Origin of the sequence: Zhongshania marina, from assembly GCF_002915595.1 — a bacterium.
Classification (GTDB): Bacteria; Pseudomonadota; Gammaproteobacteria; order Pseudomonadales; family Spongiibacteraceae; genus Spongiibacter; species Spongiibacter marinus_B.
Map to the genome: position 1 here is coordinate 1 of NZ_PQGG01000041.1, position 3,093 is coordinate 3,093.

Below are 3,093 nucleotides of genomic sequence, written 5' to 3' on the forward strand. Positions count from 1 at the left end.
TAAGGAATCTCTGCATAACCCCCGTAATTTGAGATAATTCTGCGCCCCCCATTTCAACCGGACTACTGTATGAGCCAGCTTACCTTCGCCGAAGCCGAATACCAGAACAAAAAGCGTAAAACGCGGCGGGAGCTGTTCCTGGAAAAAATGGATGGTCTGATTCCCTAGGCCAAGCTGGAGAAGAAGCTTCGCAAGCACTATCCCACGGGTGAGAATGGAAACCCGCCTTACCCGCTCCCCATTATGCTTCGGGTGCACTGCCTGCAATTGTTCTACAGCCTCAGTGATCCCGCGATGGAAGATGCGTTGTACGAGATCGAGTCCATGCGCCGCTTTGCCGGGCTGCGGTTGTCCGACCGGCTGCCAGATGAAAGCACCATTCTCCGCTTCCGTCATTTCCTTGAGCGTCACAAATTGGGCAAAGTGATCTTCGATACCGTGAACGCCCAGTTGCGTCAGCAGGGCCTGATAATGCTGGCATCAACGATGGTGCCACGGTTCACTTTCAGGCCATTCTCCTTCAGATACTCATTCACCAGATGGAAGAACTGCTCGCCCAAATTACGTTTCTCCATCAAGTGTCGAGACTTGCAAATGGTTGTCTCATCCGGCGCAGGCTCGGTACCCAAATCAATGCCGACAAAGCGACGCATGGCACGGGAATCGTAAATCGCTTCTTCTGCGGCGGGATCAGAGAGCTGGAACCAGTGTTGCAAGAAGTAGATGCGCAGCATTCTCTCGATACCAATAGGACGACGACCTGCACCTTGTGGATTCGGGTAGAACGGCGTGATGGTATCCACCAATCCCTGCCAAGGGATGATGCGATCCATGTCTTCGAGAAACTGTTCCTTACGGGTTTTCTTGCGGTGTTTCTCGAAGCTATCAGTCAGAGAGAGTTGTTTCATTCGCAAATCTCGGGGCCGGTGAGTGATGTCAGCATTATCGCTCACCGGCGGAATTAATCAGAGTTGCCTTAATTATTGCGTCTTTGTTGTTGATAGTTGGAAGGTGTCATTTTTATTTTCTGCTTAAAGAGACGACGAAATACGCTATCGTCCGTATAACCCAGAGAAAGGGCGATTTCCTTTACGGACGTATTGGTGGTTGCTAACAATGTGCAAGCATGGCTTATTCTAACCCCGTCAATAAAGGCTTTGGGGGTTTCTCCGGTTAACTCTTTTAACTTACGATTTAGCGTACGTTCAGAAACAGCCATTATTTTTGCCAAATCACCAGCGCTCATGGTTTGGTAGTGTGCTTTACGAATGGTATATTCCGCTTTTGCTAGGAATGGATTGTTTGAAGCCTGATACCCCTCCGGCACATACAGGTTTTGAGATTTTGGTATCGCATCAACGACAGAAAAATCAGCCACAACCTTCGCCGTTTCAATACCAGCAAGCTTTTTCACTATATGCAATGCAATGGTGACCCAGGAAAGTGGGCCACCAGCAGAGATGATACCGTTATCATCAATTAATTCACTTGCCCATACCGCATTCGCCTTTGGGAATCGTTGCTTTAATTCATCATGTAACCACCACGTGGTAGTGCATTTTCGGTTATTAAGTAAGCCCGCCTCTCCAAGTGCAAATACACCGCTACAAGAGCCACACATGAGTGCTCCTTTTTTATATTGTGTAGCCAACCATGAGCAGGTAAGCTTATCTGTAGTGGTTTTGGGTGGGTGTCCTTGACCATTTGGAATAAACCCCGGTACCAACACTGCATCGCAATGCTTAATTGAAGCAAAATCAGAGTCGACCTCAAAAATACGCCCATGCCCGTCAGTTATCGGCTGCCCATCATGATTCGCCAAAATCACGTTTGGGTGCCACTCTACCTTCGAAAGTGCTCCATCTCCAGACTTCTGCACAAAATCCAAACCACTTAATGCAAAGATATCAACCATGCCCATAAGCCCTGATGGCAAGGCGTTATTCACTGAAAGAATCACAATTGTCGTCATCCATACACTCCAAAAAAATAATGGCAGATATTGCATGCATGATGTCTTTTTTGCCACTACTGGTCAAGCTGCGCCAAACCCTACAATGGCACCTCGATTTCAACATAAGGGGAATTTATGAAAATTTTCAATCCTATGCGTAAAGCAAATGTTTATCTAACTGTATTTCTATTCATTTGAATGAATGTGTCTATATCACGCTCAGAATGTACCAAAACAGGAGACTATCATGAAACAAGCAAGCTATATTCCATTTGAGGCCAAGTCTGGACAAGACAAAGAGCTAACTGCTTTTCTAAAGGAAGGCGCAACACTGGTCGCGCAAACTGAACCCAATACATTGTATTGGTATGCGCTTAAAAAAAACGATGGCAGTTTCGGAATTTTTGATTTTTTTCCAAATGAAGCGGGCCGGTCAGAGCACTTTGCAGGGAAAGTAGCAGCCGCATTAAATACCAATGCAGATACGCTCGTAGCGCATGGTTGGGATAAGGGGGTTGTTGCTAATATTTCTAACTTTAGCGTTTTATCCTATAAAGAACCTAGCACAGACTTAGAAAATGCAACAAGCGCAACTTATATATTGTTAAAAGCCCAACCAGGAAAAGAGCAAGAATTACAGCAGCTATTAATCGGAGCCGCATCTGTTGTCGGCCAAACTGAACCAAAAACGTTGTTATGGACATCACTTAAATTAGATAGCAACACTTTTGGTATTTTTGATACCTTTGCCGATGAGCGTGGAAGAGAAGCTCACTTTGCCGGGAAAGTTGCTGCTGCCCTCAAAGCCCAAGCGGATGATCTTGTCGTTGGCGGTTGGGATAACGGTGTTCTAAACAACATTCATAATTTTGAGATTATTGCAGAAGCTGGCAAATAATTTTGGTCTTCTAGCTTGTTTGCTCACAATTAGCCTAATCGGGTAGCCGAGGGTCTCTAACCCTCAGCCCCCACAACACCCTGCATGCGGATCCGCACAGGGCGTTTCACTAAGAATGGTGAAGCTTGATCCAGCCATCGCGCAATTCGTACAACCCCTGAGATTTTAAATAGGCATTGGATAATGCCTGATTAATCCCCGGTGTTTTGGAGCTGCGCCATGGGCCTTTGCTGGTAATACC

The 3,093-nt window shown here is 46.2% G+C and carries 2 protein-coding genes and 2 pseudogenes; 2 read left to right on the forward strand and 2 right to left on the reverse strand.

Going from position 1 to position 3,093, the window contains the following annotated elements; all coding sequences use genetic code 11:
* Positions 1-174 precede the first annotated feature (174 nt).
* Positions 175-336, forward strand: a pseudogene (locus C0068_RS19935) (transposase); the annotation flags it as partial.
* A gap of 131 nt (positions 337-467) precedes the next feature.
* Here C0068_RS19935 and C0068_RS17740 read toward each other — a convergent pair.
* Both C0068_RS17740 and C0068_RS17745 read right to left on the reverse strand, forming a co-directional pair.
* Positions 468-908: pseudogene (locus tag C0068_RS17740) on the reverse strand (transposase); the annotation flags it as partial.
* A gap of 68 nt (positions 909-976) precedes the next feature.
* On the reverse strand, positions 977-1,972 hold the full coding sequence (locus C0068_RS17745; RefSeq protein ID WP_103685821.1) for a GlxA family transcriptional regulator: 996 nt from the start codon (positions 1,970-1,972) through the stop codon (positions 977-979).
* Between the two features lie 229 nt (positions 1,973-2,201).
* Between C0068_RS17745 and C0068_RS19900 the strand changes: the two genes are divergently transcribed.
* The gene (locus tag C0068_RS19900) at positions 2,202-2,852 is read left to right on the forward strand and encodes a putative quinol monooxygenase (protein WP_103685822.1); all 651 of its coding nucleotides are present in this window, start codon (positions 2,202-2,204) and stop codon (positions 2,850-2,852) included.
* Positions 2,853-3,093: the final 241 nt, after the last annotated feature.